Annotated in this window: 29 protein-coding genes; 11 read left to right on the plus strand and 18 right to left on the minus strand. The window is 70.5% G+C overall.

All coding sequences use genetic code 11. The annotated features are described in order from the left end of the window. Positions 1 to 438: 438 nt before the first annotated feature. Both ACQBAT_RS12710 and ACQBAT_RS12715 read left to right on the plus strand, forming a co-directional pair. Entirely contained in the window at positions 439 to 1,527 is a 1,089-nt protein-coding gene (locus ACQBAT_RS12710) for an ABC transporter ATP-binding protein (RefSeq protein ID WP_420747658.1), read from the plus strand. Between the two features lie 102 nt (positions 1,528 to 1,629). Then, the gene (locus ACQBAT_RS12715; protein ID WP_420747657.1) at positions 1,630 to 2,877 is read left to right on the plus strand and encodes a DUF4032 domain-containing protein; all 1,248 of its coding nucleotides are present in this window, start codon (positions 1,630 to 1,632) and stop codon (positions 2,875 to 2,877) included. A gap of 152 nt (positions 2,878 to 3,029) precedes the next feature. On the opposite strand, the gene rlmB is transcribed toward ACQBAT_RS12715, so the two are convergent. The 4 genes from rlmB to ACQBAT_RS12735 all read right to left on the minus strand — a co-directional run bounded on the left by rlmB (position 3,030) and on the right by ACQBAT_RS12735 (position 6,861). Continuing rightward, positions 3,030 to 3,992 carry a 23S rRNA (guanosine(2251)-2'-O)-methyltransferase RlmB gene (rlmB, locus tag ACQBAT_RS12720; protein WP_420747656.1) on the minus strand — a complete coding sequence of 321 codons (963 nt, stop codon included), beginning with the start codon at positions 3,990 to 3,992 and terminating at the stop codon, positions 3,030 to 3,032. A gap of 12 nt (positions 3,993 to 4,004) precedes the next feature. Then, positions 4,005 to 5,465: a cysteine--tRNA ligase gene (cysS, locus tag ACQBAT_RS12725; protein WP_420747655.1), complete on the minus strand. Its 1,461-nt coding sequence runs from the start codon at positions 5,463 to 5,465 to the stop codon at positions 4,005 to 4,007. Positions 5,466 to 5,701: 236 nt separating this feature from the next. Next, positions 5,702 to 6,457 carry a YidC/Oxa1 family membrane protein insertase gene (locus ACQBAT_RS12730; protein WP_420747654.1) on the minus strand — a complete coding sequence of 252 codons (756 nt, stop codon included), beginning with the start codon at positions 6,455 to 6,457 and terminating at the stop codon, positions 5,702 to 5,704. A gap of 122 nt (positions 6,458 to 6,579) precedes the next feature. Then, positions 6,580 to 6,861 carry a DUF6412 domain-containing protein gene (locus tag ACQBAT_RS12735; RefSeq protein ID WP_420747653.1) on the minus strand — a complete coding sequence of 94 codons (282 nt, stop codon included), beginning with the start codon at positions 6,859 to 6,861 and terminating at the stop codon, positions 6,580 to 6,582. Positions 6,862 to 7,046: 185 nt separating this feature from the next. On the opposite strand from ACQBAT_RS12735, the gene ACQBAT_RS12740 reads away from it, so the two are divergent. The 3 genes from ACQBAT_RS12740 (at position 7,047) to ACQBAT_RS12750 (ending at position 9,208) form a co-directional block, all read left to right on the plus strand. Beyond that, positions 7,047 to 7,307 (plus strand): hypothetical protein, encoded by a 261-nt coding sequence (locus tag ACQBAT_RS12740; protein WP_420747652.1) that lies wholly within the window; start codon positions 7,047 to 7,049, stop codon positions 7,305 to 7,307. Beyond that, on the plus strand, positions 7,304 to 8,341 hold the full coding sequence (locus ACQBAT_RS12745; RefSeq protein ID WP_420747651.1) for a Clp protease N-terminal domain-containing protein: 1,038 nt from the start codon (positions 7,304 to 7,306) through the stop codon (positions 8,339 to 8,341). Before ACQBAT_RS12740 ends, ACQBAT_RS12745 begins: the two co-directional genes overlap by 4 nt. Before the next feature lie 201 nt (positions 8,342 to 8,542). Beyond that, positions 8,543 to 9,208: a GOLPH3/VPS74 family protein gene (locus ACQBAT_RS12750; protein WP_420747650.1), complete on the plus strand. Its 666-nt coding sequence runs from the start codon at positions 8,543 to 8,545 to the stop codon at positions 9,206 to 9,208. On the opposite strand, the gene ACQBAT_RS12755 is transcribed toward ACQBAT_RS12750, so the two are convergent. Then, positions 9,205 to 9,855, minus strand: coding sequence for an MBL fold metallo-hydrolase (locus tag ACQBAT_RS12755; RefSeq protein WP_420747649.1), 651 nt, complete (start codon positions 9,853 to 9,855; stop codon positions 9,205 to 9,207). The two genes, ACQBAT_RS12750 and ACQBAT_RS12755, sit on opposite strands and share 4 nt — an antisense overlap. Beyond that, positions 9,852 to 10,979: an S-(hydroxymethyl)mycothiol dehydrogenase gene (locus tag ACQBAT_RS12760; protein ID WP_420747648.1), complete on the minus strand. Its 1,128-nt coding sequence runs from the start codon at positions 10,977 to 10,979 to the stop codon at positions 9,852 to 9,854. Before ACQBAT_RS12760 ends, ACQBAT_RS12755 begins: the two co-directional genes overlap by 4 nt. A gap of 159 nt (positions 10,980 to 11,138) precedes the next feature. Here ACQBAT_RS12760 and ACQBAT_RS12765 point away from each other — a divergent pair, with 159 nt between their 5' ends. Beyond that, positions 11,139 to 11,483, plus strand: coding sequence for a transcriptional regulator (locus ACQBAT_RS12765; RefSeq protein WP_420747647.1), 345 nt, complete (start codon positions 11,139 to 11,141; stop codon positions 11,481 to 11,483). A 34-nt stretch (positions 11,484 to 11,517) separates the two neighbouring features. Here the strand turns inward: ACQBAT_RS12765 and ispF are convergent, their stop codons facing one another. The 3 genes from ispF to ACQBAT_RS12780 all read right to left on the minus strand — a co-directional run bounded on the left by ispF (position 11,518) and on the right by ACQBAT_RS12780 (position 13,852). Next, positions 11,518 to 12,018, minus strand: a complete 501-nt coding sequence (gene ispF, locus ACQBAT_RS12770; RefSeq protein WP_420747646.1) for a 2-C-methyl-D-erythritol 2,4-cyclodiphosphate synthase — start codon at positions 12,016 to 12,018, stop codon at positions 11,518 to 11,520. Further along, a complete protein-coding gene (locus ACQBAT_RS12775) occupies positions 12,015 to 13,277 on the minus strand; it encodes a 2-C-methyl-D-erythritol 4-phosphate cytidylyltransferase (protein ID WP_427197694.1) in 1,263 nt (420 codons plus the stop codon). The genes ispF and ACQBAT_RS12775 overlap by 4 nt, the downstream gene beginning before the upstream one ends. A gap of 92 nt (positions 13,278 to 13,369) precedes the next feature. Further along, the gene (locus ACQBAT_RS12780) at positions 13,370 to 13,852 is read right to left on the minus strand and encodes a CarD family transcriptional regulator (protein WP_420747645.1); all 483 of its coding nucleotides are present in this window, start codon (positions 13,850 to 13,852) and stop codon (positions 13,370 to 13,372) included. Positions 13,853 to 14,006: 154 nt separating this feature from the next. On the opposite strand from ACQBAT_RS12780, the gene ACQBAT_RS12785 reads away from it, so the two are divergent. Further along, entirely contained in the window at positions 14,007 to 14,555 is a 549-nt protein-coding gene (locus ACQBAT_RS12785; protein WP_420747644.1) for a hypothetical protein, read from the plus strand. A gap of 117 nt (positions 14,556 to 14,672) precedes the next feature. On the opposite strand, the gene phoU is transcribed toward ACQBAT_RS12785, so the two are convergent. Next, positions 14,673 to 15,383: a phosphate signaling complex protein PhoU gene (gene phoU / locus ACQBAT_RS12790; protein ID WP_420747643.1), complete on the minus strand. Its 711-nt coding sequence runs from the start codon at positions 15,381 to 15,383 to the stop codon at positions 14,673 to 14,675. A gap of 194 nt (positions 15,384 to 15,577) precedes the next feature. Here phoU and ACQBAT_RS12795 point away from each other — a divergent pair, with 194 nt between their 5' ends. Then, complete coding sequence (locus ACQBAT_RS12795; protein ID WP_420747642.1) at positions 15,578 to 16,834, plus strand: sensor histidine kinase; 1,257 nt, start codon at positions 15,578 to 15,580, stop codon at positions 16,832 to 16,834. After that, a complete protein-coding gene (locus ACQBAT_RS12800) occupies positions 16,831 to 17,517 on the plus strand; it encodes a response regulator (RefSeq protein WP_420747641.1) in 687 nt (228 codons plus the stop codon). Before ACQBAT_RS12795 ends, ACQBAT_RS12800 begins: the two co-directional genes overlap by 4 nt. 84 nt (positions 17,518 to 17,601) lie before the next feature. Here the strand turns inward: ACQBAT_RS12800 and ACQBAT_RS12805 are convergent, their stop codons facing one another. The 3 genes from ACQBAT_RS12805 to mshA are packed head-to-tail and all read right to left on the minus strand — an operon-like array spanning position 17,602 to position 20,169. After that, positions 17,602 to 18,351 (minus strand): phosphoglyceromutase, encoded by a 750-nt coding sequence (locus ACQBAT_RS12805; RefSeq protein ID WP_420747640.1) that lies wholly within the window; start codon positions 18,349 to 18,351, stop codon positions 17,602 to 17,604. Next, positions 18,348 to 18,866, minus strand: a complete 519-nt coding sequence (locus tag ACQBAT_RS12810) for a YbjN domain-containing protein (protein WP_420747639.1) — start codon at positions 18,864 to 18,866, stop codon at positions 18,348 to 18,350. Before ACQBAT_RS12810 ends, ACQBAT_RS12805 begins: the two co-directional genes overlap by 4 nt. A 19-nt stretch (positions 18,867 to 18,885) precedes the next feature. Then, positions 18,886 to 20,169 (minus strand): D-inositol-3-phosphate glycosyltransferase, encoded by a 1,284-nt coding sequence (gene mshA / locus ACQBAT_RS12815; RefSeq protein WP_420747638.1) that lies wholly within the window; start codon positions 20,167 to 20,169, stop codon positions 18,886 to 18,888. Positions 20,170 to 20,242: 73 nt separating this feature from the next. Here mshA and ACQBAT_RS12820 point away from each other — a divergent pair, with 73 nt between their 5' ends. Then, positions 20,243 to 21,079, plus strand: a complete 837-nt coding sequence (locus ACQBAT_RS12820) for a class I SAM-dependent methyltransferase (protein WP_420747742.1) — start codon at positions 20,243 to 20,245, stop codon at positions 21,077 to 21,079. 175 nt (positions 21,080 to 21,254) lie between these two features. Here ACQBAT_RS12820 and ACQBAT_RS12825 read toward each other — a convergent pair whose 3' ends face one another. From ACQBAT_RS12825 to ACQBAT_RS12845, 5 genes are all read right to left on the minus strand, one after another. After that, positions 21,255 to 22,079 (minus strand): alpha/beta fold hydrolase, encoded by an 825-nt coding sequence (locus tag ACQBAT_RS12825; protein ID WP_420747637.1) that lies wholly within the window; start codon positions 22,077 to 22,079, stop codon positions 21,255 to 21,257. Then, entirely contained in the window at positions 22,073 to 22,402 is a 330-nt protein-coding gene (locus tag ACQBAT_RS12830; RefSeq protein WP_420747636.1) for a DUF2516 family protein, read from the minus strand. The genes ACQBAT_RS12825 and ACQBAT_RS12830 overlap by 7 nt, the downstream gene beginning before the upstream one ends. A 73-nt stretch (positions 22,403 to 22,475) precedes the next feature. Further along, entirely contained in the window at positions 22,476 to 22,901 is a 426-nt protein-coding gene (dtd, locus tag ACQBAT_RS12835) for a D-aminoacyl-tRNA deacylase (RefSeq protein WP_420747635.1), read from the minus strand. A 33-nt stretch (positions 22,902 to 22,934) separates the two neighbouring features. Then, a complete protein-coding gene (locus tag ACQBAT_RS12840; RefSeq protein ID WP_420747634.1) occupies positions 22,935 to 23,942 on the minus strand; it encodes an asparaginase in 1,008 nt (335 codons plus the stop codon). 154 nt (positions 23,943 to 24,096) lie between these two features. Continuing rightward, on the minus strand, positions 24,097 to 25,125 hold the full coding sequence (locus ACQBAT_RS12845) for a YgfZ/GcvT domain-containing protein (RefSeq protein ID WP_420747633.1): 1,029 nt from the start codon (positions 25,123 to 25,125) through the stop codon (positions 24,097 to 24,099). A gap of 65 nt (positions 25,126 to 25,190) precedes the next feature. Here ACQBAT_RS12845 and ACQBAT_RS12850 point away from each other — a divergent pair, with 65 nt between their 5' ends. Further along, positions 25,191 to 26,468, plus strand: a complete 1,278-nt coding sequence (locus ACQBAT_RS12850; protein ID WP_420747632.1) for an LCP family protein — start codon at positions 25,191 to 25,193, stop codon at positions 26,466 to 26,468. Positions 26,469 to 26,472 lie beyond the last annotated feature (4 nt).

The raw sequence follows: 26,472 nt of genomic DNA on the forward strand, positions 1-26,472 counted from the left end.
CAGGCTGAGAGTCAAGCCGATACTGAGGCGTCTTCTTGCCCCACGGGCGAACACCGATCCGGACGGGCTGGGAGGACTTTGCACGCTGGCTCCTCTTCGTTGACGACGCGTTGCAAGGTTTCGACAGATTAGCGGCAAGACGCGTCAGAGCACAAGGGCCTGTCGCGATGATCTCGTCGCGAGCCTAAGAGGCGGCCGCACGTCGATTCGGGTCATGTCGACCCAGATGCGTTGCAAGTTCTTGCAAGTCGGTTCGAGCTGGGTGATAGCCTTGGCTCTCGTCACCCGGCAACGGCGCCGTGCACACCCGCTGTCGGGAACGCCATACGGAGAACCGTCGTTATCGGAGGACGCGCTGCACCCCGGTGGCGACCGCCCCCGGGTCCATCCTTTACAACGGATCGTCCGGCACGTACCTGCCGGTGGAGGAGACATCTGATGGCAACGGTGACCTACGACGAGGCGACCCGCATCTACCCCGGTGCGGACACCCCCTCGGTCGACAAGCTCAACATCGACATCGCGGATGGGGAGTTCCTCGTCCTCGTCGGCCCCTCGGGCTGCGGCAAGTCGACCTCGCTGCGCATGCTGGCCGGGCTGGAGGAGGTGAACGGCGGGCGCATCCTGATCGGCGACCGTGACGTCACCAACATGCCGCCCAAGGACCGCGACGTGGCGATGGTCTTCCAGAACTACGCGCTCTACCCGCACATGACCGTGGCGGACAACATGGGCTTCGCCCTGAAGATCGCCGGCAAGTCCAAGTCCGAGATCCGCCAGCGCGTCGAGGAGGCCGCCAAGATCCTGGACCTCGAGCAGTACCTCGAGCGCAAGCCCAAGGCCCTCTCCGGTGGTCAGCGTCAGCGCGTGGCGATGGGCCGCGCGATCGTGCGTCAGCCGCAGGTCTTCCTGATGGATGAGCCGCTGTCCAACCTGGACGCCAAGCTGCGTGTGCAGACCCGCACCCAGATCGCCTCGCTGCAGCGCCGTCTCGGCGTCACCACCGTCTACGTCACCCACGACCAGGTCGAGGCGATGACGATGGGCGACCGCGTGGCGGTCCTCAAGGACGGCATCCTGCAGCAGGTGGACAGCCCGCGGCGGATGTATGACCACCCCGACAACGTCTTCGTCGCCGGCTTCATCGGCTCCCCCGCCATGAACCTGATGACGGTGCCGGTCACCGACGGTGGCATCAAGCTCGGCGACCACACCCAGGCCGTCGAGCGCGATGTGCTCGGCCGGGTCGAGGGCTCCGAGGTGATCCTCGGTGTGCGTCCCGAGGACCTGGAGATCTCCGACGCGGGTCGCGGCCTGCCCATCGAGATTGACGTGGTCGAGGAGCTCGGCGCGGACGCCTACATCTACGGTCGCCTGCCCGGCTCGGATTCGGCGGTCGACAAGCCGTTCATCGCCCGTGTCGACGGCCGCACGCCGCCGAAGAAGGGTGAGGTCGTGCACTTCCAGCCCAAGGGCGACCACCTGCACCTCTTCAACTCCACCAGCGGCGAGCGCGTCAGCGACTGACGCCACGCTCTGACTGAAGGACCCCGGGCTGCCTCGTGCGGCCCGGGGTCCTTTCTGGTGAGGACAGGGACGCCGCCATCAGGTCGCATTAGGGTGTGCGTCATGTCGCTCGACATCAGCGCGATCAACCCTGATCCGGCCATGCTCGACCTCCCGTGGGAGGTCCCACTCGAGGAGTGGCCGGACAGCTATCTGGCCGCCCTCCCCCGCGGAATCAGCCGGCACGTGGTGCGCTTCGTCCGGCTCAGCGGCCGGGTGCTCGCGGTGAAGGAGATCAGCGAGCCGCTGGCGCGGCGGGAGTTTCAGACGCTGCGCAACCTGCGCCGCCTCGACATGCCGGCGGTCAAGCCGATCGCGGTCGTCTCGGGTCGCACCGACGCCAACGGGGAGCCGCTCGATGCGTGCCTGATCACCCGCCACCTGAAGTTCTCGCTGCCCTATCGTGCGGTCTTCAGCCAGCGCATGAGGCCGGACAGCGCCCGCCGCACCATCGACGCGCTCGCGGTCCTGCTCGTCCGGCTGCACCTCAACGGTGTCTTCTGGGGAGATGTCTCTTTGTCCAACACCCTCTTCCGCCGGGACGCTGGTGACTTTGCGGCCTATCTGGTCGACGCCGAGACCGCCGAGATCCACCCGCAGCTGTCCCGCGGTCAGCGCGAGCACGACCTCTACATCGCTCACGGCAATATCGCCGGTGAGCTGATGGACCTTGAGGCCGCTGGCGTTCTCGCTGAGGACGAGGACCCCATCGAGATCGCCAACCGGATCATGTTCCGCTATGACCTGCTCTGGGATGAGCTGACGAGCGAGGAGCGCTTCGAGCGGGGCGACCGCTGGCGCGTGGAGGAGCGGATCCGGCGCCTCAACAACCTCGGCTTCGATGTCGATGAGTTGGAGATGAGCACCGACCTGGACGGCATCCACATCCGGATCCAGCCCAAGGTCGTGGACGCCGGTCACCATTCACGTCGTCTGATGCGGCTGACCGGCCTGGACGTCGAGGAGAACCAGGCCCGCAGGCTGCTCAACGACCTCGACTCCTACCGGGCTGCCACCGAACGGCTGGGCGAGGACGAGGAGCTGGTGGCGCACGACTGGCTGAGCCGCATCTACGAGCCGGTGACCCGGACCGTCCCTCCGGAACTGAGCGCGAAGCTCGAGCCTGCCGAGATCTTCCACGAGATCCTCGAGCACCGGTGGTATCTGTCCGAGCGGGCCGGCCACGACATGCCGATCGAGGAGGCGGTCGCGGATTACGTGCGCACCGTGCTGCCTGGCAAGCCCGACGAGGTCACGATCCTCGGCGTGGACACCGAGGAGATCCCGATCCAGGCGCGGCCCACTCCCTGACGCGTCCGGTGATGCGTGACGCGAGCACAGCGGACGTCCGGTGGGCGGAATTGGCGACACACAGCGCGTCCGGTTGCCCAAAACGGCGACACACAGCGCGTCCGGTGGGCGGAATTGGCGACACACAGCGCGTCCGGTGGGCGGAATCGGCGTCAGCGGCGGCGGGTGCGGGCGATCTCGTAGAGGCTCACCGCGGTCGCGATGCCCGCGTTGAGCGATTCCGTCACGCCTGCCATCGGGATGGAGACGATCTGGTCACAGGTCTCGCGCACCAGCCGGGACAGGCCCTTGCCCTCCGAGCCCACCACCACGACCAGCGGCTGGTCGGCCAGCTCCAGGCCGGGCAGCTGCACATCGCCGTCCGCGTCCAGCCCGACCACGAAGAAGCCCGCCTTGCGGTAGCCCTCCAGCGCCCGGGTCAGGTTGGTCGCCTGCGCCACCGGGATCCGGGCAGCAGCACCAGCCGCCGTCTTCCACGCCGAGGCGGTCATCCCCGCCGACCGGCGGGCCGGCACGACGACCCCATGGCCACCGAAGGCGCCCACGGAGCGGATGATCGCGCCCAGGTTGCGGGGGTCGGTGATCCCGTCCAGGGCCACGATCAGCGGCGTGCCGGGCAGCTCGACGGACAGCAGGTCATCGGGGTGGGCGTACTCGTAGGCCGGAACCTGCAGCGCGATCCCCTGGTGCACCGCGCCGTCGGTCAACCGGTCGAGCTCGGTCCGCGGCGCCTCCAGCACCGCGATCCCCTGCTCGGTCGCCAGCGAGATCGCTTCCTTGATCCGGTCGTCGGACTCCAGGCGAGAAGCGACATACAGGGCCGTCCCGGGGATGTGGGTGCGCAGCGCCTCGAGCACGCTGTTGCGCCCAGCTACCACCTCGGAGGCGCCGCGGGTGCTGCCCCGCCGCTCGCCACCGCGCCGCGCCCCCGGGCGGTCGGCCGCTCGCGCCGCCTTGGCGGCCCGGCGCGCGGCCGGGTGACCCACCCGCTCCTCGGCGCGCGGGGTCGGGCCCTTGCCCTTGAGCTGCTTGCGGCGCTGCCCGCCGGAGCCGACGATCATGCCCTTCTTGTTGCTGGTGCGCGCGCCTCGGCGGCGCTGGTTTCCGGTAGCCATCACGTCTCCTGATCAGCGCAGCGCCCAGCGGGCGCCGGCGGGGGTGTCCTCGATGACCACACCGAGGTCGGTCAGCTGGTCGCGGATCTGGTCCGCGAGCGCGAAGTCCTTGTCCGCGCGCGCTTGGGCGCGGGCGTCGAGCCGCTGCTGGACGAGGGCGGCCAGCACGTCCTGCGCCGTGTCGCCGCCCGCGCTCGCTCCGCCACTCCACGAGGGGTCGAGCGGGTTGATGCCGAGCACGTCGAGCATCGCGACCAACTGCCCGAGGGTATGCCGGGTGCCGGCGACGTCGACCCCGTCACCGGCGGCGTCGAGGGCTTTGTTGCCCTCGCGCACGATGCCGAAGACGACCGCCAGCGCCTCCGGCACGTTGAGGTCATCGTCCAGCGCTGCGCGGAAGTCGACGGGGAAAGCCTCGTCGACGGGCAGGGCGAGAGCCTCGGCGACGATCTCGTCCGCCGGGACCCCCACCACCTCGAGCGCACGGGACAGATAACCCTCGATCCGCTCGACCGCCGCGAGCGCCTCGGTCAGCGAGCCTTCGCCATACTCCACCGTCGACCGGTAGTGCGCGGCGCCGAGGTAGTAGCGCAGCACGAGCGGGCGCACGGTCTTGGTCAGCTCGGTCACGGCGAGCGCGTTGCCCAGGGACTTGCCCATCTTGGCGCCCTTGACCGTCACCCAGGCGTTGTGCAGCCAGAAGTTGGCGAAGCCGAGCCCGGCCGCACGGGACTGGGCCTGCTCGTTCTCGTGGTGCGGGAAGCGCAGGTCGACGCCGCCACCGTGGATGTCGAAGGCGTCGCCGAGATACTTGCGCGCCATCGCCGAGCACTCCAGGTGCCACCCGGGGCGACCTCGACCGTAGGGGGTCGGCCAGGAGGCCGTCTCCGGCTCGCCGGCCTTGTGCCCCTTCCAGAGCGCGAAGTCACGCGGGTCCCGCTTGCCACGGGGGTCGGCGTCGCCGGCCGGCTCCATGTCCTCGATCGACTGTCGGGTCAGCTCGCCGTAATGCGGCCAGGACCGGACGTCGAAGTAGACATCGCCCGAGCCGTCCTCCGCGGCATACGCGTGACCCTTCTCGATGAGCAGCTCGATCAACTCGACCTGCTCGGTGATGTGGCCGGTCGCGCGCGGCTCGTAGGTCGGGGGCAGGACGCCCAGCAGATCCAGAGCACGCGTGGTCTCCCGCTCGTGCAGGTAGGACCACGCCCACCACGGACGGTCGGCCTCGGCAGACTTGGTCAGGATCTTGTCGTCGATGTCGGTGACATTGCGCACCAGGGTGACGTCGTAGCCGTGGCCCCGCTCCAGCCACCGGCGCAGCACGTCGAAGGCGACGGCGAAGCGCACGTGCCCGATGTGCGGGCTGCCCTGGGTGGTGAGCCCACAGATGTAGAGGCCGACCTTCCCGGGGGTCAGCGGCTCGAAGGGCCGCAGCTCGCGGGAGGCGGTGTCATACAGGTGCAGGCTCACCCGCCCAAGGTTACCGGGGGTATGTCGTGACTCCCGCCCCGCAACCGCCTCGCCTCACCAGCGGTGGGCGACGTCGATCACCAGGCGAGACCCGGTGCCGGGTCCGTCCAGCACCTGCACCCGCGGCTGCTGTCGCGGTGCTCCGACGAGTGCTGGTGCTGTTTATGGTGCCACCTCCCTGCCCGGGTCCCTGGGTGGGTCCCACATCCCTGAGTCGTCGGCGGGGCGGGGAAGGTTCAGGGCTGGGCTGGCATCGGTCCGTGCAGCCGGCGCAGGCTGGCGCGTTCGAGGACGCCCCAGCTCGAGCTCGTGGCCAGGTAGATCCCGGCCGCCAGCGGCAGCGCCGCCACCGCGGTGACCGTCATGAAGGACATGAACGGCAACACCGCGGTCGCCTGCTCCATCGTCTTGCTCATCGCCTCCTGCTGCGGCGTCAGCTCCTTCTTCGGCGACAGCGCGGCCATCCGCTCACGGTCCTGCCGCATGTGCCGACGCATCTGGACCGCGGCGAACGCGGCCACCACGAGCGTGATCGCCATGATCGTCAGGAACACCCAGCGCTGCCCCGGCTCGGCCGTGAGCAGATGGGCGCTCAGCGGCGTCCCGAGGAAGGAGTGGTCGAGCAGCTGATTGTGCTGGCCGTTGATCTCCGGCGCCGTGAACAGCCGGTAGACCATCGAGAAGATCGGCAGCTGGATGAAGATCGACAGGCATCCCGGCGCGAGCGGCACCTTCTCCTGCCGGTGCAGCTCCAGCATCGCCTTGGAGAAGGCCTGCTGATCGTCCTTGTGCTCCTCGCGCAGCGCGTCGAGGCGGGGCTGGAGGTCGCGGCGGCGCAGCATGCCGCGGGTGTTGCGCCTGTTCATCGGATGCAGCGCGAGCCGGGTGAGCAGGGTGATCGCCACGACGACGAGCGCCGGCGGCAGGACGTCGTCGACGTGCGTGAGCAGGTCGTGGATGTGGATCAGGATGGGGTCGAGAAAGCTGAACATGGCAGGTCCTCACGATTCCGTCAGGTATGCGGTGGGCTGGGTCGGCATCGACGCGCCAGCGACCTGCACGGCTGGGGAGGGCCCGCAGTGTGCGGGGGTTCAGCGGGGAGGGGCGCGGCGCGTCAGGCGGCGAGCCCGGGCGCGCGCGGACGAACCCGACCCGAGTGGTCAGGGTCGGTGGAGCGCACGCCGGTGTGGCGGCATACCTGGCTTCGGTGCCGCACCGAGACCACCCGCGCCTGCAGCGGGGCAGCGCCCGCCGAGGAGGCGAGCACCGCCATCCCGGCCAGAGCGAGGCCCAGCAGGAGGTGGTCCGGGGTGCTGGTCGCCGAGGCGACGGCCAGCAGGGTGAGCACGGGCAGCAGCAGGCCCACGAAGGGCAGGCGCTCGATCCGGTGACTCACCCAGCCAGTCTATGACCACCGGACGCGCAGCATGTCGCTCAGACCTGCCACCGGACGCGCAGCATGTCGCTCAGACCTGCCACCGGACGCGCAGCATGTCCCTGGATCAGCCCACCGAACGCGTCACAATCCCCCTGTGCAACCAAAGTTGACAACGCTGCTCACGTCAACCTAGATTGACACGCATGACCACGCCCACCCCGGACCTCGCCGCGGTCACCCGCACCGCCGGCGACACCGCGGACCCTGAAGCCGGCCTGCGCGCGGTCGCCCGACTGCGCCAGGTGACCGACGTCGTCGAGCTCCGCCAGGTCGAGGCCGCCCTCGAGGCCGGTCTCACGTGGGCCCAGATCGCCACCTGCCTGGGCGTCTCCCGGCAGGCGGTGCACAAGAAGTACCGGTCCCGGGTCCGCCCGGACCTGGTGCGCAGGAAGGACAGGACATGAAGCGGATCACCCGTTGGCGCTCCCAGGCGTCGACCAGGCTGCAGCTGAGCCAGACCGCCTGGCAGGAGTGCGCGCTGCTCGGCCAGCAGGAGATCGACCTGGAGCATCTGTTCCTGGCGACGATGGAGGACGAGGGGGTCGCCCGCACGCTGGCGCGGCATGGGGTCAGCCGCGAGGGGACGCGGCGGGCGGTTGAGGACATGGTGCGCGAGGATGTCGCGTCCCTGGGTGTCGACCTCGGCAGTGTGCCGATCACCGCACGCCGTTCCGCTGGCGACCTGCACCACGCAGCGGTCGGCGACCTCGATCTGGCCGAGCGGGCGCGGGCGCTGATCGGTCGCGCGTCCTCCCCCGCGGAGGCTCTGCTCGCCGTGCTCGACGAGCCGAGCCTGGTCGGTCCGCGGCTGCTGGTGGCGCAGGGAGCCGACCCCGCTGCGGTGCGTCACGACGTGGCTGCCCTGGCCGCGACACCCACGGCGGCCACGCCGACATCGGTGGACCTCGACGCCCTTCCCGATCTCCACCTCGTGGCTGAGCTTGAGCCACTCCTCGTGTCGTCGCGGTCCCGCTTCGTGGCAGCGCCGTGGCGGGCGGTGTGGGCTGCGATCTCGACGCCCGAAGGGACGCTGCCCTGGCTGCTGGCCGCGGAGGGTTCCCGGGTCGACGAGGCGGGCGACCTGGTAGGTCGGGTGACGGGACGTCGCGGGACCTGGGAGGTGCGGCGCAGCCTCATCTCGGCGGAGCCTCCCACGCACCAGCGTCCCGGGTATGCCGTGTGGCAGGAGCGGATGACGCGCCTCACCGGCGGCGGTGCAGTGGGTTGGGACCAGGGCCGCGTCACTCGCTGGTTCCACGTCACGGTCACCCCTGCGGGCGACGGGACACAGATCACCCTGGTGCAGGGCTCGACGGTGAACGGCCGACTCGGGCGGCTGGTCTCGCCGCTGGCACGTGTGATGGCGCCGCTCGGCCTGCGCAACGCGCTCTATCAGCTGGGCGTCACGCTCGAAGAGCCCACGACCTTTGATGACTGACCACTCGAACATGCACAACGGGGCTGGCGAGGGAGAACGTGCAGGTGGGTGGCGGCATACGGGACGTTGTGCATGTTCGAAAGTCGACGGCTGGGGGGTGGCGACCGGCGGAGCACCCTCCCCCCAGGGGATGAGGAGACGACGGCAAGATCCACCCGGCGACTGATACCGGGGCGGGCGGGGCAGTCCTAGCGTGAGGCCATGTTGATCATCGAGGAACTCATGCTGGTGGGGACCTCCCCGCGAGGCGACAGCCTCCTAGGGACGTCTCGCAACATCGTCGTCGGCGGGGCAGCACTCGCCGACCTGGCCCTGACCGAACGTCTCGACCTGGACGGCCGTGGCCGGCTGCGCGTGCTGGACGGCGGGTCGACCGGGGATGGTGTGCTGGATCAGGCGCTCGCGCTCTTCGCTGGCAAGGAGGGCAAGAAGCCGAAAGACATCCTCGAGGCGATCGGCAAGCGGATGCTGGAGCCGACCCTGGAGTCCCTCGCCCGCCAGGAACTGGTCCGACCCGAGCCGGTGAAGGCGCTGGGTCTGACCTGGATGACCCGCTGGCCGGCAGTCAGCACCGTGCGGCGGGAGGCCGTTCTGGCTGAGCTCGCCCAGGTGATCGAGGGCACCCGCGAGGCGGATGGCCACAGCGGCGCGGTCATTGCGCTGCTCCGCGCCGGTGACGTGCTGCACAAGGTCGTGGGCAAGGACCTGCGACCGACCCTGAGCAACGGTCAGGTCCGCAAGCGGGGCAAGGAGATCAGCGAGGGCCGGTGGGCGCCGGAGGCGGTGTCCAAGGCGGTTGAAGACGCCACCGCTGCGGTGATGGCGTCCGTCATCGCCGCAGGCGGGGCCACCGCTGCCTCCAGCTAGTCCTCGCCCTGCTGCTCAGCCTTGTGATCCTCGATCCACTTCTGCCGGTCACCGGCCTCGGCACCGATCGTGGTGTCACCGCCGTGGCCGGTGTGCACCACGGTGTCCTCGGGCAGGATCAGCAGTCGCTGAGTGATGGAGTCGACGATCGTGTCGAAGTCGCTGAACGAGCGTCCGGTCGCCCCCGGACCACCCTCGAAGAGCGTGTCCCCGGAGAAGACGACGCCAAGGTCCGGCGAGTAGAAGCAGACCGCGCCCGGCGAGTGGCCCGGGGTGTGCAGGACCTGCAGGTGCAGACCGGCCACCTCGACCAGCTGGCCGTCGGTGAGGTCCTCGTCCCAGGAGCGGTCGCCGTGGGTCAGGTGCCAGACCGGCTGCTCGCCCGGGTGCAGGTGGATGGGGGCATCGACCTTGGCCTGCAGGTCGAAGACCGCGTCGACGTGGTCGCTGTGCGCGTGGGTGAGCAGGATGGCCTTGACCGTGCGGTCGCCGACGATCTGGGCGATGGCGTCGGCGTCGTGCGGGGCATCGACGACGACGCACTCCTCGTCGTCACCCAGCACCCAGATGTTGTTGTCGACCTCCCAGGTCCCGCCGTCCAGCTCGAAGGTGCCGGTGGTCACGCCCTTGTCGATCCGTGCAGTCATGCGTTCTCCTTCTCGTCGTTGTCGGTCGGGGCCTCGTCGATGACCACGACGCTACGCAGCACATCGCCGCCATGCATCTTGTCGAAGGCCGCTTCGACGTCACCCAGCCCGATGGTTTCGGTGACGAAGCCGTCGAGGTCGAAGCGGCCCTGGCGGTAGAGGTCGATGAGCATCGGGAAGTCGCGGGAGGGCAGGCAGTCGCCGTACCAGCTGGACTTCAGCGCCCCGCCTCGGCCGAAGACGTCGAGGAGCGGCAGGGTGATCTCCATGTCGGGCGTGGGCACGCCGACGAGCACGACGGTTCCGGCGAGATCGCGAGCGTAGAACGCCTGCTTGTAGGTCTCCGGCCGACCCACCGCCTCGACGACGACGTCCGCGCCATGACCGCCGGTCAGTTCCTGAATCGCCTCGACGGGGTCGGCTTCCTTGCTGTTGACCGTGTGCGTTGCGCCGAAGCGCTTGGCCACCTCGAGCTTGCGGTCATCGATGTCGACGGCGATGACCTTGGTCGCACCGGCGAGCGCCGCGCCGGCGATGGCGGCATCGCCCACTCCCCCGCAGCCGATGACGGCCACCGAGTCACCGCGCCCGACGGCGCCGGTGTTGACGGCAGCGCCGAAGCCCGCCATCACGCCGCAGCCGAGCAGGCCGGCCGCGACCGCCGAGGCCTCCCGGTCCACCTTGGTGCACTGGCCGGCGGCGACCAGGGTCTTCTCGATGAAGGCGCCGATCCCCAGGGCGGGGCTGAGCTCCTCACCGCTGTCCGCGAGGGTCATCTTCTGGCTGGCGTTGTGGGTGGCGAAGCAGTACCACGGCTGGCCCTTGGCGCAGGCGCGACACTGCCCGCAGACGGCGCGCCAGTTGAGGATGACGAAGTCGCCGGGCTCCACCTCGGTCACGCCTTCACCGACGGCTTCGACGGTGCCAGCAGCCTCGTGGCCGAGCAGGAAGGGGAACTCGTCGTTGATCCCCCCCTCGCGGTAGTGCAGGTCGGTGTGGCACACCCCGCACGCCTCGACCTTGACCACCGCCTCCCCGGGGCCGGGGTCGGGCACCACGATGTCGACGACCTCGACATCGGCTCCCTTGCTGCGGGCGATGACGCCCTTGACGGTCTGCGGCATGGCGGCCTCCTCGGCTTGGTGTGCGTGGGATTCCACCGTATGCCGCGTCCCTCACCCGGTCGAGGCGTCGGGGCTAGGTGAGTTGCGACATACATTGTGGGGCAACGGAATCCGCCCCTTGCTGGCGGGGAAAGTCGAGCCGGCTCTAGGCTGGGCCTCGTGCCTCGTCCGATCTTCGATCCCGTGATCCACCCTCCGCAGCGACTCCAGCTGTGCGGTCGGCTCGCGCGCGATGCCGAGGTCGATTTCGCTGAGCTGCGCGAGGAGCTTGAGCTGAGCGACTCGGCGCTCTCCAAGCATCTGAAGGTGCTCGGCGAGGCCGGCTATGTGAGCACCCGGCGGGAGTTGGACGCATCCCGGTTGCACACGCGGGTGCGGCTGACGACCACGGGGCGCGAGGCGCTGTGCGGCCATGTGGCTGAGCTGCAGCGGCTCGCTCAGATCGCCTCGCTGCACGGACGGCCCGCTCCCCGGACCAGGACCGCTGGCCTGCTCCATCGCTGACCCCTTACCCTCCGACCTGGGTGCAGTCCGGAGCCTAAGTCGGCAGATGGTCGTGCGGGACGACGAGCGCGGTCGCGATACCAGCCAAGCCCTCGCCGCGTCCGGTGAACCCGAGCCCGTCGGTAGTCGCGGCGCTGACCGAGACAGCCGCGCCGCCGAGGGCCAGCGACATCGCCGCCTGCATCTCCTCCCGGCGCGGGCCGATCCGGGGACGCTTGCCGACGAGCTGGACCGCGACATTGCCGATGAGGAAGCCGGCCTCGTCCACCATGCCGAGCACATGCTGCAGCATCTGCGTGCCAGAGGCGCCGGCCATCTCCGGGCGGTCGGTGCCGAAGACCGAGCCGAGATCGCCCAGGCCGGCGGCCGACAGCAGCGCGTTGCAGGCAGCATGGGCGGCGACGTCACCGTCGCTGTGTCCCTCGATGCCCCGCTCCCCCGGCCATTCCAGGCAGCCCAGCATGAGGACGCGATCGGACCCTTCGGGGGCGTAGGCGTGCACGTCGACGCCGATCCCGGTGCGTGGCAGGTTCATGTGGGCGGCTCCTGGAGGTGGGCGGCGATCCGGAGGGCTGCGGTATGCGGTGACTCGGCTGCGGTGTCGACGCGCAGCTCGGCCGTGGGCCAGGGGTCGAGTTGCCGGGACCGGACCTGCTCCCAGTCCGGCAGCAGATGACCCGGGATGTCCGCGACCCGCTGCTCGACCCGCCGCCGGTGCAGGACGGGGTCGGAGCACTCGACCAGCACCCGGACGACCCGAGCGCCGGCGGTGGCGCCCACCTCGTCCCAGGCCGTGCGGACGACGTCGGTGCCGTTGACCAGGTCCGCCACCACCGACAGGCCGACCGCGAGCTGGTCCGCGGCCACGGCATACGCCGCGCCGTAGCCCTCGGCGCCGAGAGCTGACTCGGGCAAGCCGCCCCGCATCAGCCCCTGCTCGATGGTGTCGACGCGCAGGTGCGCGGCGGGGAGCAGACGGCAGAGCTCACGGGCCAGCGTGGTCTTGCCAACCCCGGGGAGGCCGCTGAGGACGGCGAGAACGGGTCGCCTGTGTGGCTGAGCGCTCGGATCGGGATCGATGTCTGCGAGCCATCCCGCCGCCACCTCCAGATCGTGCTGAGTCGTGATCTTCAGCGCCCTGGCCGATCCGGGGATCACGTGGACGCGGCCGCCCATCGCCTCGACCATCCCGCAGTCGTCGGTGACCGCGTCCTCCATTCCCAGGTGGGCCCGCTCAAGGGTCTCCCGCAAGAAACCCTGCGGGGTCTGGACCGCTCGCAGGGTGCTCCGATCGAGCGTGGCCACCACCGTCTCACCGTCGGGGCCGGCCTCGACCTGCTTGATGGTGTCGATTACGGGCAGCGCCGGGGTGACCGCAGCATGCCCTTGCCGCACCGCGCCGACGACGGAGTCGAAGACCTCCACCGGCGTCAGTGCCCGGGCGGCGTCATGGACGAGCACGACCCCCACCTCAGCGGGCAGCGCGGCGAGCCCGCGGGAGACGGAGTCGGAGCGTTCGGCCCCGCCGGCCACCACGGTGACCCTCGCCGCGCCCTCGCTCGTGTCCCCGGTCGCGACAGAACGCGTCCCCGGTGGCGACAGGTCGTGTCCCCGGTCGGGGATGAGGAGCTGGGCGTCGAGGGCGGAGGCGAGTTGCGCCATACCGGACGGGTCGGCGGGGGCGACCACGACGACGTCGGTGATCGCCCCGCACGCCAGCACCGACCGCAGCGCGTGGACCACGATCGGCTCGGCCGCAGGTCCGTGACCGAGCGGGACGAGCGCCTTCGGCATCCCGGCACCCAGGCGGGTGCCCTGGCCCGCGGCGACCAGAATCAGACCGACCCGGCCATGCTCGGCATGACCGGGTCGTGACTGCTGCTCGTTCAGGAGGCGAGGACCTCATCCAGCGTGGCCTCCGCGGTGTCCTCATTGGTCTTCTCCGCGAGCGCGAGCTCGGAGACGAGGATCTGGCGGGCCTTGGACAGCAGGCGCTTCTCGCCGGTGGACAGGCCCCGGTCCTTGTCGCGGCGCCACAGGTCGCGAACGACCTCGGCGACCTTGATGACATCACCGGAGGCGAGCTTCTCCAGGTTCGCCTTGTAGCGGCGCGACCAGTTGGTCGGCTCCTCCGTGTGCTCGGCGCGGAGAACGGCGAAGACCCTGTCCAGGCCCTCCTTGCCGACGACGTCGCGGACACCCACGAGGTCGCAATTCTCCGCCGGGACCTCGATCGTGAGGTCACCCTGCGCCACCTTGAGCTTGAGGTAGAGCTTCTCCTCGCCCTTGATGGTCCTGGTCTTCATCTCTTCGATAAGCGCGGCACCGTGATGCGGGTACACGACCGTCTCGCCGACCTTGAACGTCATCTTCAAAAAGCCCCTTTCGCGGACCTCCAGGATACCACGAGTGGCTCAGGTCACAGAATCACATGAGTGGTATTTGCGCTGGTCAGCGACGACCAGCACGGGATCGGGGGCCAGGTGTGCTGGTTGGTCACCGCTCACCTATAGGCTAGCCCTCGTGAAGACCGCAGCCTTCTCCCGCACCCGTCGTCCCGCCCGCGCCGCCCTGGTCGGCGGGGTCGCCGCCGCCACACTCGCGCTGAGCGGCTGCATGGTCAACTCCCCGCAGACCACGATGCTGCGCTACAACCCCGGCGATGGGGTGGAGCTGGACGGCACCGCAATCGACGCGCGCGACGTGCTCGTCGTCAGCCACGGCGAGGGCGGCCCCGGCGTGGTCTCCGGCACCCTGATCAACAGCGGCACCGAGCCGGTCACCGTGACCGTTGCCGTCGGCGGCGAGGACGCCGGGGAGGTCACCGTCGAGCCCGGCTCCATCTACCGCCTCGACGGCGTCTCAGCGGACGGCTCGCAGGGCGAGCGGACCACGGTGTCTGCGGTCGACACCGCGCCCGGCGAGCAGGTTGAGGTCCGCTTCCAGGCCAACGGCGAGACCCTCTCCGCGAGCGTCCCGGTCCTGCTCCCCCACGGCCACTACGAAGGCTTCGCCGACGACGCCGGCGGCACCGTCGCCCCGCACCCCGCGCAGGAGGAGGGCGACCACTGAGGCGAGAAGCGGCATACGGGACCTCGCTCCCGCCGCGCCTCAGTCACTCGCACCACGCAAGCGGCCCGCCCCCACGAGGGGCGGGCCGCTTCGCGGTTGTCCCGGTATGCCGTGTGCTCAGGCCTCCGCGCGCGGCACCTGGCCGTCGTTGGAGCGGGAGTCGTACCAGGTCGAGGGGTCCTGCTCGTCGTGCCAGTTGCCGGTGACGAGGTAGACGACCCGGATCGCGACCGAGACAGCGTGGTCGGCGAAACGCTCGTAGTAGCGGGAGAGCAGGGTGGCGTCGATCACCAGCTGCGGGTCCCGGCTGAACTGCGGGTCGAGGAGGAGACGGAAGACCTCGCGGTGCAGACGGTCCATGTGGTCGTCGCGGGTCTGCAGCTCGGCGGCACCGGTGGCGTCGCTGGTGGCGACGATCTCACCAGCGCGCACCACCATCGACTCGGCCACCTCAGCCATCTCGCCGAAGATCGACTGCAGGTCCTCGGGCAGCACGGGGTCGGGATAGCGCAAGCGGGCCAGCTTGGCCACGTGCCGGGCGAGGTCGCCACAGCGCTCCAGGTCCGAGCTCATCCGCAGGGTGGTGACCAGCTGGCGCAGGTCGGTCGCGACCGGCTGCTGGCGGGCGAGAGCGTCAATGGCGCGGTCGTCGAGCTCGTAGCGCAGCGCGTCGATCGCGTCGTCCTCGCTGATGACCTGCTCGGCCAGGGTGAGGTCGGCGGTCATCATCGCGTTGGTCGCACGATTCAGCGCCTGCGCGGAGAGCTGGCTGAGCTCGACGAGCTGGTCGGAGATCAGGTCGAGCTGCTCGTGGAAGGCACTGCGCATGGGGGAAACCTCTCGTTCATCCTGTGTCGCTGGCGCGCTGACGGGACACCGCGCGCAGAAGTGGCGGGGCACAGTGCCCCGACGTCGCACCCTGACACCTTTGCATGAACAACGTACGTCCTCCGCGTGAACAACGGCCGCCCGGCCCGTATCCCATAGAAGCCACTGTCGGTGGCTGCGCATACTGTGACCTTGTGACCGCCTCCAGTGCCCTCGCCCTCGGCGCCCTCGCCGGGCTGCTGCTCGGGCTGGTCATCGGGTGGGTCGCCAGCCGCAAGCAGCGCCAGCAGGCTTATGAGGCCGAGCTGGCGCGGGAGCGGGAGCGCCGCGAACTGCCCCGCGGGGTGGCAGATGTCCTGGCGGTCCTGCGCACCGGCGCGATCGTCATCGACAACACGCACAAGGTCCGCTCGGCGACCTCTTCGGCCCTCCCCTACGGTCTGGTCCGAGGTCACAACCTGACCCATCAGCCGCTGCGCGACGAGGTCTCTGAGGTCCTGCGGGAGGGGCGGGTGCGAGAAGGTGATCACGAGATCGTCCGCGGTCCCTTCGGCGCCGGCCGAGTGCTGCTCAACACCAGGGTCGCGCCGCTTGGGGAGAACCTCGCCCTCATCCTGCTCGAGGACCGGACCCAAGCCCGGCGCCTGGAGGAGGTCCGCCGCGACTTCGTGGTCAACGTCAGCCACGAGTTGAAGACGCCCGTCGGTGGGCTGGCGCTCCTGGCCGAGGCTGTCCAGGACGCCGCCGACGACCCGGAGGCCGTGGCCAGGTTCGCCGGCCGGATGAAGACCGAGGCCGAGCGTCTCGCCCACCTCGTCGGGGAGATCGTCGACCTGTCCCGGCTGCAGACCAACGACATGATGACCGAGATGGTGATCGTCGACGTGGCTGACGCCGCCGCCGAGGCGGTGGACCAGACGGGCGAACTCGCTGCCCACCACGAGGTCGTTGTGGCGCCCGTGCACGATCCGAGCACCCTGCGGATCTACGCCAACCACGGCCTGATCGTCACCGCTATCCGCAACCTGGTCACCAACGCGATCACCTACTCCGAGGACGGCACCCGCGTCAGCGTGGTGACCCGGCGGGTCGGGGATGTCGTGGAGGTCGCGGTGAGCGACCAGGGTCGGGGCATCTCCCCGGCCGACCAGGAGCGCATCTTCGAGCGCTTCTACCGGGTCGATGCCGCCCGCTCGCGCCTCACCGGCGGCACCGGGCTGGGCCTGTCGATCGTCAAGCACATCTGCGCCAACCACGGCGGGGACATCACGCTGTGGAGCCAGGAGGGCCAAGGGTCCACCTTCACCCTCCGGTTGCCCGCCCTGGTCGATGACCCCCGACCGGTCGGCTCGCTGGCCCCGGCCAGATCCGGCCGCCAGCCGCAGGTCGCCGACCCTGCCCACGGCACCGAGGCACCCGCATCCAGCACCCCACGAAAGGTGAGCCGATGACCCGCATCCTGGTGGTCGAGGACGAGGAGTCGTTCTCCGACCCGCTGTCCTACCTCCTGCGCAAGGAGGGCTACGACGTGGCCATCGCCGCGACCGGCCCCGAGGCCCTGGCCGAGTTCGACCGCAACGGGGCCGACCTCGTCCTGCTCGACCTGATGCTCCCCGGCCTGTCCGGCGTCGACGTCTGCCGCGCGCTGCGCCAGCGTTCCAGCGTCCCAGTGATCATGCTGACCGCCAAGGATTCGGAGGTGGACAAGGTGGTGGGCCTGGAGCTGGGCGCCGACGACTACGTCACCAAGCCTTACTCCGCCCGCGAACTGCTCGCCCGGATCAAGGCGGTGCTCCGCCGGCTCAGCGAGCCCGAAGAGCTCGTCCCGGCCACCGTCGAGGCTGGACCGGTCCGCATGGATGTCGAACGCCATACGGTGCAGGTCGACGGCCAGCAGGTTCCGCTGCCGCTGAAGGAGTTCGAGCTGCTGGAGATGCTGCTGCGCAACTCAGGTCGGGTGCTCACCCGTGGCCAGTTGATCGACCGGGTCTGGGGCAGCGACTACGTCGGCGACACCAAGACCCTCGACGTCCACGTCAAGCGGCTCCGCGCCAAGATCGAGCCGGACCCCTCCCACCCGGTCCACATCATCACGGTGCGCGGCCTGGGTTACAAGTTCGAGGCTGGAGCCTGAGCCCGAGGCACGACACACCGCGTCCCCGGCCGGGGGAAGACCAGGAAGGTGAGGGGCCTGGCCGGGGCAGGCGCCGGCGCGGGACTACTTACCCTGGTTCGCGACCTGCTGGATGGCGGCCTGCGCAGCGTCGGCGTCGAGGTAGCGGCCACGCGGGGTGACCGGCTTCAGGTCGGCGTCCAGCTCGTAGAGCAGCGGGATCCCGGTCGGGATGTTCAGCCCGACGATCTCCTCGTCGCTGATCCCGTCCAGGTGCTTGACCAGCGCGCGCAGGCTGTTGCCGTGCGCGGCGACCAGCACCGTCTTGCGCTCCAGGAGGTCGGGAACGATCTCGGCGTCCCAGTAGGGCAGCATCCGCTCGATGACGTCCTTGAGGCACTCGGTCAGCGGGATCTGCCCGTCGGCGTCGGCATAGCGCGGGTCGCCGTCCTGGGAGAACTCACTGCCCGGCTCGATCGCCGGCGGCGGGGTGTCGAAGCTGCGGCGCCAGAGCATGAACTGCTCCTCGCCGTACTTGTCCCGCGTCGCGGCCTTGTCCAGGCCCTGCAGCGCCCCGTAGTGCCGCTCGTTGAGCCGCCAGCTGCGCTGCACCGGGATCCAGTGCCGATCGGCGGCGTCCAGGGCCAGGTTGGCGGTCGTGATCGCCCGGCGCAGCAGGGAGGTGTGCAGCACGTCCGGCAGCAACCCTTCCTCCAGCAGCAGCTCACCGGCCCGGGCGGCCTCGGTCCGCCCCTTCTCGGTCAACGGCACGTCGACCCAACCGGTGAAGAGGTTCTTGGCGTTCCACTCGCTCTCGCCGTGGCGGAGCAGGATGAGGGTGCACTCAGCGCTCATAGACCAACCCTATCCGGGTCTTCCGGCTCCTCCGCCTGCGCCTCCAACTCGGCCCGGAAGGCCTCCAGGTTCGCCGTCGACTCACCACGCGAGATCCGCCAGGCCCACTCGCGCCGGATCGAGGTCCAGAAGCCCAGCCGCAGCAGGTCGTTGAAGGGTTCGTCGCAGGCCGTCAGCACCCCGCCGAGCAGCTCATCGATGCTCTCCTCGTCCACCCCGGCCAGCGGTATGCGTCCGGTGACGTAGACATCGCCGGCCTTGTCCACGGCATACCCCAGGCCGGGCAGGCGCAGCGCTCGCCGCAGCAGGAACCGGTAGAAGGCGGCGTGGTTCTCGTCCGGGTTACGGATCACGAACGCTCGCAGCTCCAGCGCGCGCTCGCCCAGCAGCAGCGAGACCACGGTGCGCAGCTTGCGCTCACCGGGCAGCGTGATCACGGTCTCGCCCGGGCGCGCGCCCTCCTCCCAGGGGACCTCGAGGGCGTCCAAGTGGGTATGCAGTGTGCTCGGGTCCATCCGCCAGCTCGCCTCCATCTCAGCTCACGCGGGTTCTTGTCTGGTCTGCGTGCTCGATCGCCTCCGCGTAGGCATCGAGCAGCCCGTCGACGGTGCTCTCCCAGCTGAAGGCGGCAGCGTGCTCGACCGCCCGCTGCGACCAGGCTGCCCGCTCCCCCGGCTCATCAAGCCTGTGCAGCGCAGCCTGGATCGCGTCCGCCCAGTCGGCCGGATCATGCCCCTCGACCAGCACCCCCACCTCCCCGACGGCGACCGGCAGGCCCCCGACGTGGGCGGCGATGACCGGGGTCCCCGACGCCAGCGCCTCCACGGCCACCAGCCCGAAGGACTCGTGGTGGGAGGGGACGGTGAGGAGGTCGGCGGCGCGGTACCAACGGGCCAGCTCATCCCGCGACATCGTGCTCTCCCGGTGCACCAGATCCCCGATCCCCTCCGCCTCGATGAGGCGCGCGAGGGAGTCGGGGCGGTGCAGGCCCGAGCCGGACAACCCGCCGAGAATAGCCACGACGAGCCGCTCGCGCAGCGCCGGATCACGACGGATCAACTCACCCGCAGCACGGACCAGCACGTCGGGTGCCTTGAGCGGCTGGAGGCGTCCGACGAAGAGCAGCACAGCCGCGTCTGGCGCGAGTCCCAGCTCCGCCCGATCCGCAGCGCGGTCCCCTGGTCGGAAAGTCTCGGTGGCGACGCCCGGGTGCACGATGCGCACCCGCGCGGGGTCAGCGTCGTAGAGGTCGATCAGCGCGCGCGCCTCCTCCTGGGTGTTCGCGACCAGCGCGTCGGCGTCCCGGACGATCAGCGCCTCGCCCTCCTCCCGCACGGGCGGCTCCGGCGACTCCCCGTCAGCCAAACTGCTGTTCTTCACCCTCGCCATCGTGTGCATCGTGTGTGCCAGCGCGGCGGGCATCCCCACCCGCCCGAGTCGCTCTCGCACGAGGCGACCCACCACCCCGCTGAGCCAGTAGTGGGAGTGGATCACGTCATACGGCTCGGGGGCTCGGGCGAGCAACGCATCGGCGAACTCGCCCACGTGCTGCGGCAGCTCACCCTTGTCCGCGTCGGGCGGGCCGGCGGGCAGGTGGTGCACGGTGACGCCCGGACTGGGGGTGAGCGTGCCGGAGCCGCGCGGGGTCGTCCGGGTGAAGACATCGACCTGCACCCCGCGGCGGGCCAGCCGCACGGCCGTTTCCGCGACGTAGACGTTGAGGCCGCCCGCGTCGCCGGTGCCGGGACGTTCGAGCGGGGAGGTGTGCAGCGCGATCATCGCCACCCGGGTGGGTCTGGCGGTCGCGGCGGTGCTCACCCGCCCAGTCTGGCACGGCGCCTACGCTGGTCAGGTGCCCGCCAGAGAAGCCCGCGCGCGCCCCGTCGGGACGATCACGCGCGGCACGACCAACCCCAACCGGCTGCGGCGCGTGGACCGGTGGATGGCGTGGGCGCTTGGGGATCTGTTGCGGCGCAGCGAGTCCGCGCCCGTCGTGGTCGACCTCGGGTATGGCGCTTCTCCCGTCACCGTGCTCGAGCTCGCCGGGCGGCTGAGGGCGGTGCGGGAGGATGTGCGCCTCGTCGGGGTGGAGATCGATCCGGAGCGAGTGGCGCGCGGGGAGGCGGTCGCGGATCCGCCGCGGGTGGAGTTCGCGCTGGGCGGTTTTGAGGTGCCAGTGCCGGACGGCGCGCGGCCCAGCGTGGTGCGCGCGTTCAACGTCCTGCGCCAGTATGCCGAGGAGGACACCCCCGGTGCGTGGGCGCGGGTGGTGGGTCGGCTCGCGGCCGGAGGCGTGCTCGTCGACGGGACCTGCGACGAGATCGGCCGGCTCGCGACCTGGGTGGATGTGTGGGCGGCCGGCTCAGGAACGAGCCGTGCCGGGGTGGGACCTGGCCGTGGCGGGGTGGGGCCAGCCAATGCTCCCGTGCCCCACTCGCTCACCCTCTCGTGGCGTCTGGCCGGGCTGGAGACGCCTTCGGTGATCGCCGAGCGGCTGCCCAAGGTGCTAATCCACCGCAACGTCCCCGGTGAGGGCGTGCATGCCCTGATGAACGCCCTGGACCGCGCGTGGGCGGTGCAGGCGCCGCTGGCGTCATATGGCGCTCGGCAACGCTTCGTCGCCACCGCCCGATCGCTGCGCGATGAGGGCTGGCCGGTGCTGCACGGCCCAGCGCGCTGGCGGCTGGGCGAGATCAGCGTGGCGTGGGAGGCCGTTGCCCCGCGCTGAGAAGGTCCGGACGCCCGGTCGCCCCTCACGTCCGAACTTTCAGACGTGCACAACGAGACGGTTCAGCACGAAACCCCAGGTCAGCGAACGCTCAGCCGTCGTTGTGCACGTTTGAAGTTCCAGAATCTGGGCGCCTAGGCACTCACACACCAGGTTTGGAGGCAAGGCGGACCGTTCACGGCGCCGAGAGGAACTCGCCCACCAGTTCCCGCGTGCGGTCACGCTCTTCCCACATCAGCCCGCCGCCACCGGCAATGTGCAGGGTCGCATCCGGCAACAGCTCGGCCACCTCGTGCGCGATCGCGGCCGGGTGGGTCGCATCGCCCTCCTGCCCCAGCACGAGGACCGGGCAGGTCACCTCCCGCAGCACCTCGCGATCCACCAGTGGCACCTGGCTCGGCAGCACCCGCAGGGCGGAAGCCACCCCGCTGGCCAGCAGGATCTCGGCCTGGCCGAGTGCCCACGTCCGCAGCGCCGGATCCTCCTGGACCGCTGGCGGCTGGTCCGCCACGAGGTGGTCGGCCACTGCCTCGGGATCACCGGACTCCACCCGTTCCGCGAGCCCCTCCAGCGCCGCCATGGCGACGTCATCGCGCGGCTGGTCCAGCGCCGCAGGCAGCACGAGGACGACGCGGTCGAAGCGGTGCGGCTCACTCGCGAGCCCCCGCATCAGCGCCCCGGCGCCCATGCTGATCCCCAGGGCGCGGTCGGCCAGCACGTCCGGATGGTCGGCGACGGCCCAGACCTCGGCGGCGAGCTCGGCATACCCCCAGGCGCCGGGTGGGACGTGCGACCGTCCATGACCGCGCAGGTGCACGAACGCCTTACGGCCGGCCACGCGGGTGCCGTAGGGACGGGTGGTGCCGATCGAGCCCGCGAGGCCGTGCACGAAGAGCGTGTGCGGCCGCCCCTCGCCGACGCGCAGCACCTCGAGCGGTCCGTCGGGTCCCTCGATCAGGTCCGTATGTGGTGAGGCAGCTCGGGTGCGCCGGGTCACCACGGCCCGTAGGGACCCATGTGGGAGGTGTTCCCACCGCGGCCCTGGACCGCCGTGACCGCAGGCTTGACGTCGGCGAGATAGACCCCGGCCGCGACGACCGCGATCACGTTGAAGAGGTTGAACGGGCTGAACATGAAGATGAACCCGAGTACCGTGGCGCCGCCGGTGAGCAGCAGCCAGAAGTTCTTGGTGCGCTTGCCCGCGGCCACGAAGGCGTCCTCGCGCGTGCGGATGCAGTGGATGAGCGCCCACAGCATCATCGCGAAGAGACTCACCCCGACGACGACCTGCAGGAGGTTCTGGAGGTTGTAGATGGCGGGCATGGTCCCAGCGTAGGTCTTGTCGCTGGGAGTTCGGTGACGCCGGGCAGCACCCGGCGCTGCTCGAACCTTCTGCTCAGACGTCCACGAGCACGGTGAAGGGCCCGTCGTTGACCAGCTCAACCTGCATCATCGCCCCGAAGACGCCGGTCGCGACCTCGATCCCGCGCGCCCGCAGCGCCGCCACGACGGCGTCCACGAGCGGCTCGGCCACCTCCCCCGGCGCGGCCGCCGACCAGGACGGGCGGCGCCCCTTGCGCGTGGCCCCGTAGAGCGTGAACTGGCTGACCACCAGCACCGGGGCACCGATGTCGCTCACCGACTGCTCGTCGTGCAGGATCCGCAGCTCGGCGATCTTGCGGGCCATCGCCTCCACCTGAGCCGGGCCGTCATCGTGGGTCGCAGCGACCAGGGCGACCAGCCCAGGCCGGTCGATCGCACCGACGATCTCCCCATCCACCGTGACGCTCGCCCGCGTCGCCCGCTGCAGCACCGCCCTCATCGCTGCGCCCCGACGCCGGTCACCACCATCGGCTCAGCCCAGCAGCGCACGCACGACCCCGACCTTCTGTCCGTGCCCCTTGACCACGGCCTCGGCATCCAGCTCTGCCAGCACGCGGCCCACCTCCGGCCCCAGCTCCCGTGCACCCAGGTGGCGCAGCGCCGCGGTGGCGACCACCACCCGGGCGCGCTCTGCCCCGTCCGCGATCTTCACGGTGAGGCCGGTCCCGTCGGCCAGCCCCACGGCATACACGGACTCGGCTCCGTCCTTGGCGATCAGGCCCGGGACGCCGGCGATCAGGCGCGTCACGTCCCGGCCGGTGCCGCCGAGCCACTCGGGGTGGGCGGCGATGGCGTCGGCGACGCGGCGCTCGGGGGTGCCCTCGCCGGCACCGGCGATCCGGCCGAACGCACGCGCCAGGCCGACCGGGGTGACCCCATGCGCGGGGGCGCCGCAGCCATCGACGGTGGTCACGGTGACCGGCTCGCCGGTGAGTTCCTCGATCACCTCGACGATCAGCCGCTGGAGCGGATGGTCGGCCTGGAGATACGTGCCGGTGTCCCAGTCCGCGGCGACGCAGGCGGCGAGCATGCCGGCGTGCTTGCCGGAGCAGTTCTGTGCGAGGGCGGTCGGCTCCTGCCCCGCCTGGATGAACTCGCGCGCGGCAGCGTCGTCGAGCGGGCGGGAGGGGGTGTTCTGGAGCGCGGTCGCGTCGAGGCCGACCGCGTCGAGGATGCGGCGCGCGCCCTCCTGGTGGAAGTCCTCGCCCGGGTGGCTGGCGGCGCTGAGGGCGACGAGTTCCTCGCTCGCGAACTCGGCTCCCGCGCGGAGCATCGCCACGGTCTGGAGCGGCTTGAGGGAGGAGCGCGGCAGGATCGGGGCGTCGACCGGGCCGAGCGCGATCAGCCGGCTGCCGTCGCGGTCAAGGGCGGCGACGACGCCGTGGTGGACCGACTCGACGAAGTCATTGCGGACGACCTCGGCGACGACCGGCGCCTGGGCGAGCGGGCTGTCCGAGGGCGCGAGGGAGATCTGCGGCATGCGCCCGATCCTCTCAGCCGCCCCCGTATGCCGTGTGGCCGGGCAGTCCCGCGCGTCCGGTTGGGCTGTGGCGCGACCTGGCGCGCGTTCGGTCGGGCTGTGGGGCGACCTGGTGCGCGTTCGGTCGGGAAAGAGGGGGTGGGGTGGGGTGGGGCTAGGGGGTGAGGATGAGGGTCTGGGCGGCGCTGGTGGTGCCGGCGAGCAGGACGGCGTCGGGAGCGGTGTTGCGCTTGATGATCGCGAGCGCGATCGGTCCGTCCTCGTGGTGGCGGGCGATGGTGGTGAGGTGGCCGACCGCGCGGCCGCCGTCGACGGGGGTCAGCTCGGTGCCGGGCTCGGGCAGGACGTGGCCGGAGCCGTCGAGGTGCAGGAAAACGACGCGGCGCGGGGGGCGGCCGAGGTTCTTCACCCGGGCCACCGTCTCCTGGCCGCGGTAGCAGCCCTTGTGCAGGTGGACAGCGGTGCGCAGCCAGTCCAGCTCGTGCGCGATCGTGCGGTGATCGGTGTCCACGCCGGCCCGGGGCCGCCAGGCCGCCACGCGCAGTGCCTCGGCGGCCCAGGTGCCCGCAAGCGGTCGTCCGGCCACCGCCTGCTCCAGGTCTTCGACCGGCACGATCAGCTCACGCCAGGCCCGGCCATGGCCAGGGTGCTCCTGCCCTTCCGGCCCGTAGCAGAAGGTGTCCCCCACCGGGCCGGGCCACGGGTCGACCCAGGCCAGCGGCTCCCCCTCGGCGGAGGGGCGGCCGATCGGCTCGCCGAGCACGGCATACCGGTGCGAGACGTCGGCCACCTCGACCCGAAGCATGAAGCGCATCGAGTCCAGCCAGGCGGTCACTGCCTCGGCACCGCCGGGCTCGGTGGTCAGCCACGCCGTCTCGCCGTCGTCCACGAGGTGCAGCGCGTGCTCGATGTGCCCCTTGGGCGAGAGGATGAGCGTCTCAGCGCTCTGCCGGGGTGCCAGGTCGCTGATCTGCTGGGTGGTCAGCGAATGCAACCAGGTCAGTCGATCGGGGCCGCTGACGGTCACCACGCCACGGTGGGACAGATCGACCACAGCCAGGCCTTCGGCCAGCAGCTGCTGCTCCTTGTGGGGAGCGCCGTAGTGCGCGGCGACACCCGCGTCGGCCCCGGTGCCGTCCACGGCGCCCGGTCGGGACAACAGCACGCTCGGAACCTGGCTCATGTCGTGCACGGTACGGCACTGCTGTGACAGCGATTCCCCAGCCTGGGCCCGTAGACTCCACGCTCATGGCGTATGCGGACGACGCCTCCTATGAGGCCTACGACGACTACGACGGCGGCGACGACCCGCGCTTTGAGCGGCGACGCCGCAAGAAGCGGCACCCGCTGCGCTCCTTCGTCGCGGTGATCGGCGTCCTGGCGCTGCTCGGCGTGGTCGCCATCGGCGGCTACGCCTTCTATCTGCAGCGCACCGTGTCCCAGAACGTCGAGCACCAGGATCTGCTCGCCAAGGAGAACGCGGTCATCACCATCTCCCCCAACCTCACCGGCGGCAACCAGCCCGGCACCGAGGACGGCGACCCCTCGGATGAGGGAGCGGGAGCGCCCGACGAGGAGGCTGGCGACACCTCGGACAAGGCCGCTGACCCCAGCACCGGCGAGGACGGTGAGGACGAGGGCGTGGCCCCGCTGGTTGACGAGGACGGCGAGGAGCTGGACTACCAGGGCGGTGAGATCACCGCGACCACGCCGGAGCGCGACCCCCGCGCCGGAGATGCGCTGAACTTCCTCATCATCGGCTCGGACTCCCGCGACCTCAGCGTCGAGCGGGGCCGCTCGGACGTCATCATCCTCATGCACATCAGCGGCGACCGCGAGCGCGTCGACCTGATCCACTTCCCGCGCGACCTGTTCGTCCCGATTGCGGGCACGGGCGGCTCCTCCAAGATCAACGCGGCCTACTCCTACGGCGGCGCGCCCCTGCTGGTGCAGACCCTCCAGCCGCTGGTGAACGTGCCGATCGACCACGTCGTCATCACCAACTTCGAGAGCTTCAAGGCGATGACCGACGCCATCGGCGGCGTCACCGTCCAGGTCACCGAGGCCGGTGGCGGTTTCAGCACCGGAGCTCACCACATGAACGGCGAGCAGGGCCTGCGCTTCGTCCGGGAGCGCTACTCGCTGTCCCAGGGCGACATCTCCCGCGGCGAGCGGCAGATGCAGTTCATCAAGGGCATCATGAACAAGGCGCTGTCCGTGGACACCCTCACCAACCCGGCCCGGGTCGCCAACTTCGTGGATGCGGCGACCAGCAACCTCACCGTGGACCGGGACCTGCAGGTGAGCGACATGCGCGACCTCGGATTCTCAATGCGCAACGTCCGCGGCGGCGACATCCACTTCTGGCAGGGCCCGTGGTGCGGCATCTCCAACCACCCGGTCGCCGGCTCGATCGTGGTGATGGCGGGCTCGCAGATGGGCGTGCTCAGCGAGCACCTGCGGACCGATTCGATGTCCAGCTATGTGGACAACGTCTCCCCGCGCAGCGGCTTCGGCGGCTGCTGAGGCC

The sequence above is a fragment of the Ornithinimicrobium pulveris genome (assembly GCF_050261105.1).
GTDB lineage: Bacteria > Actinomycetota > Actinomycetes > Actinomycetales > Dermatophilaceae > Ornithinicoccus.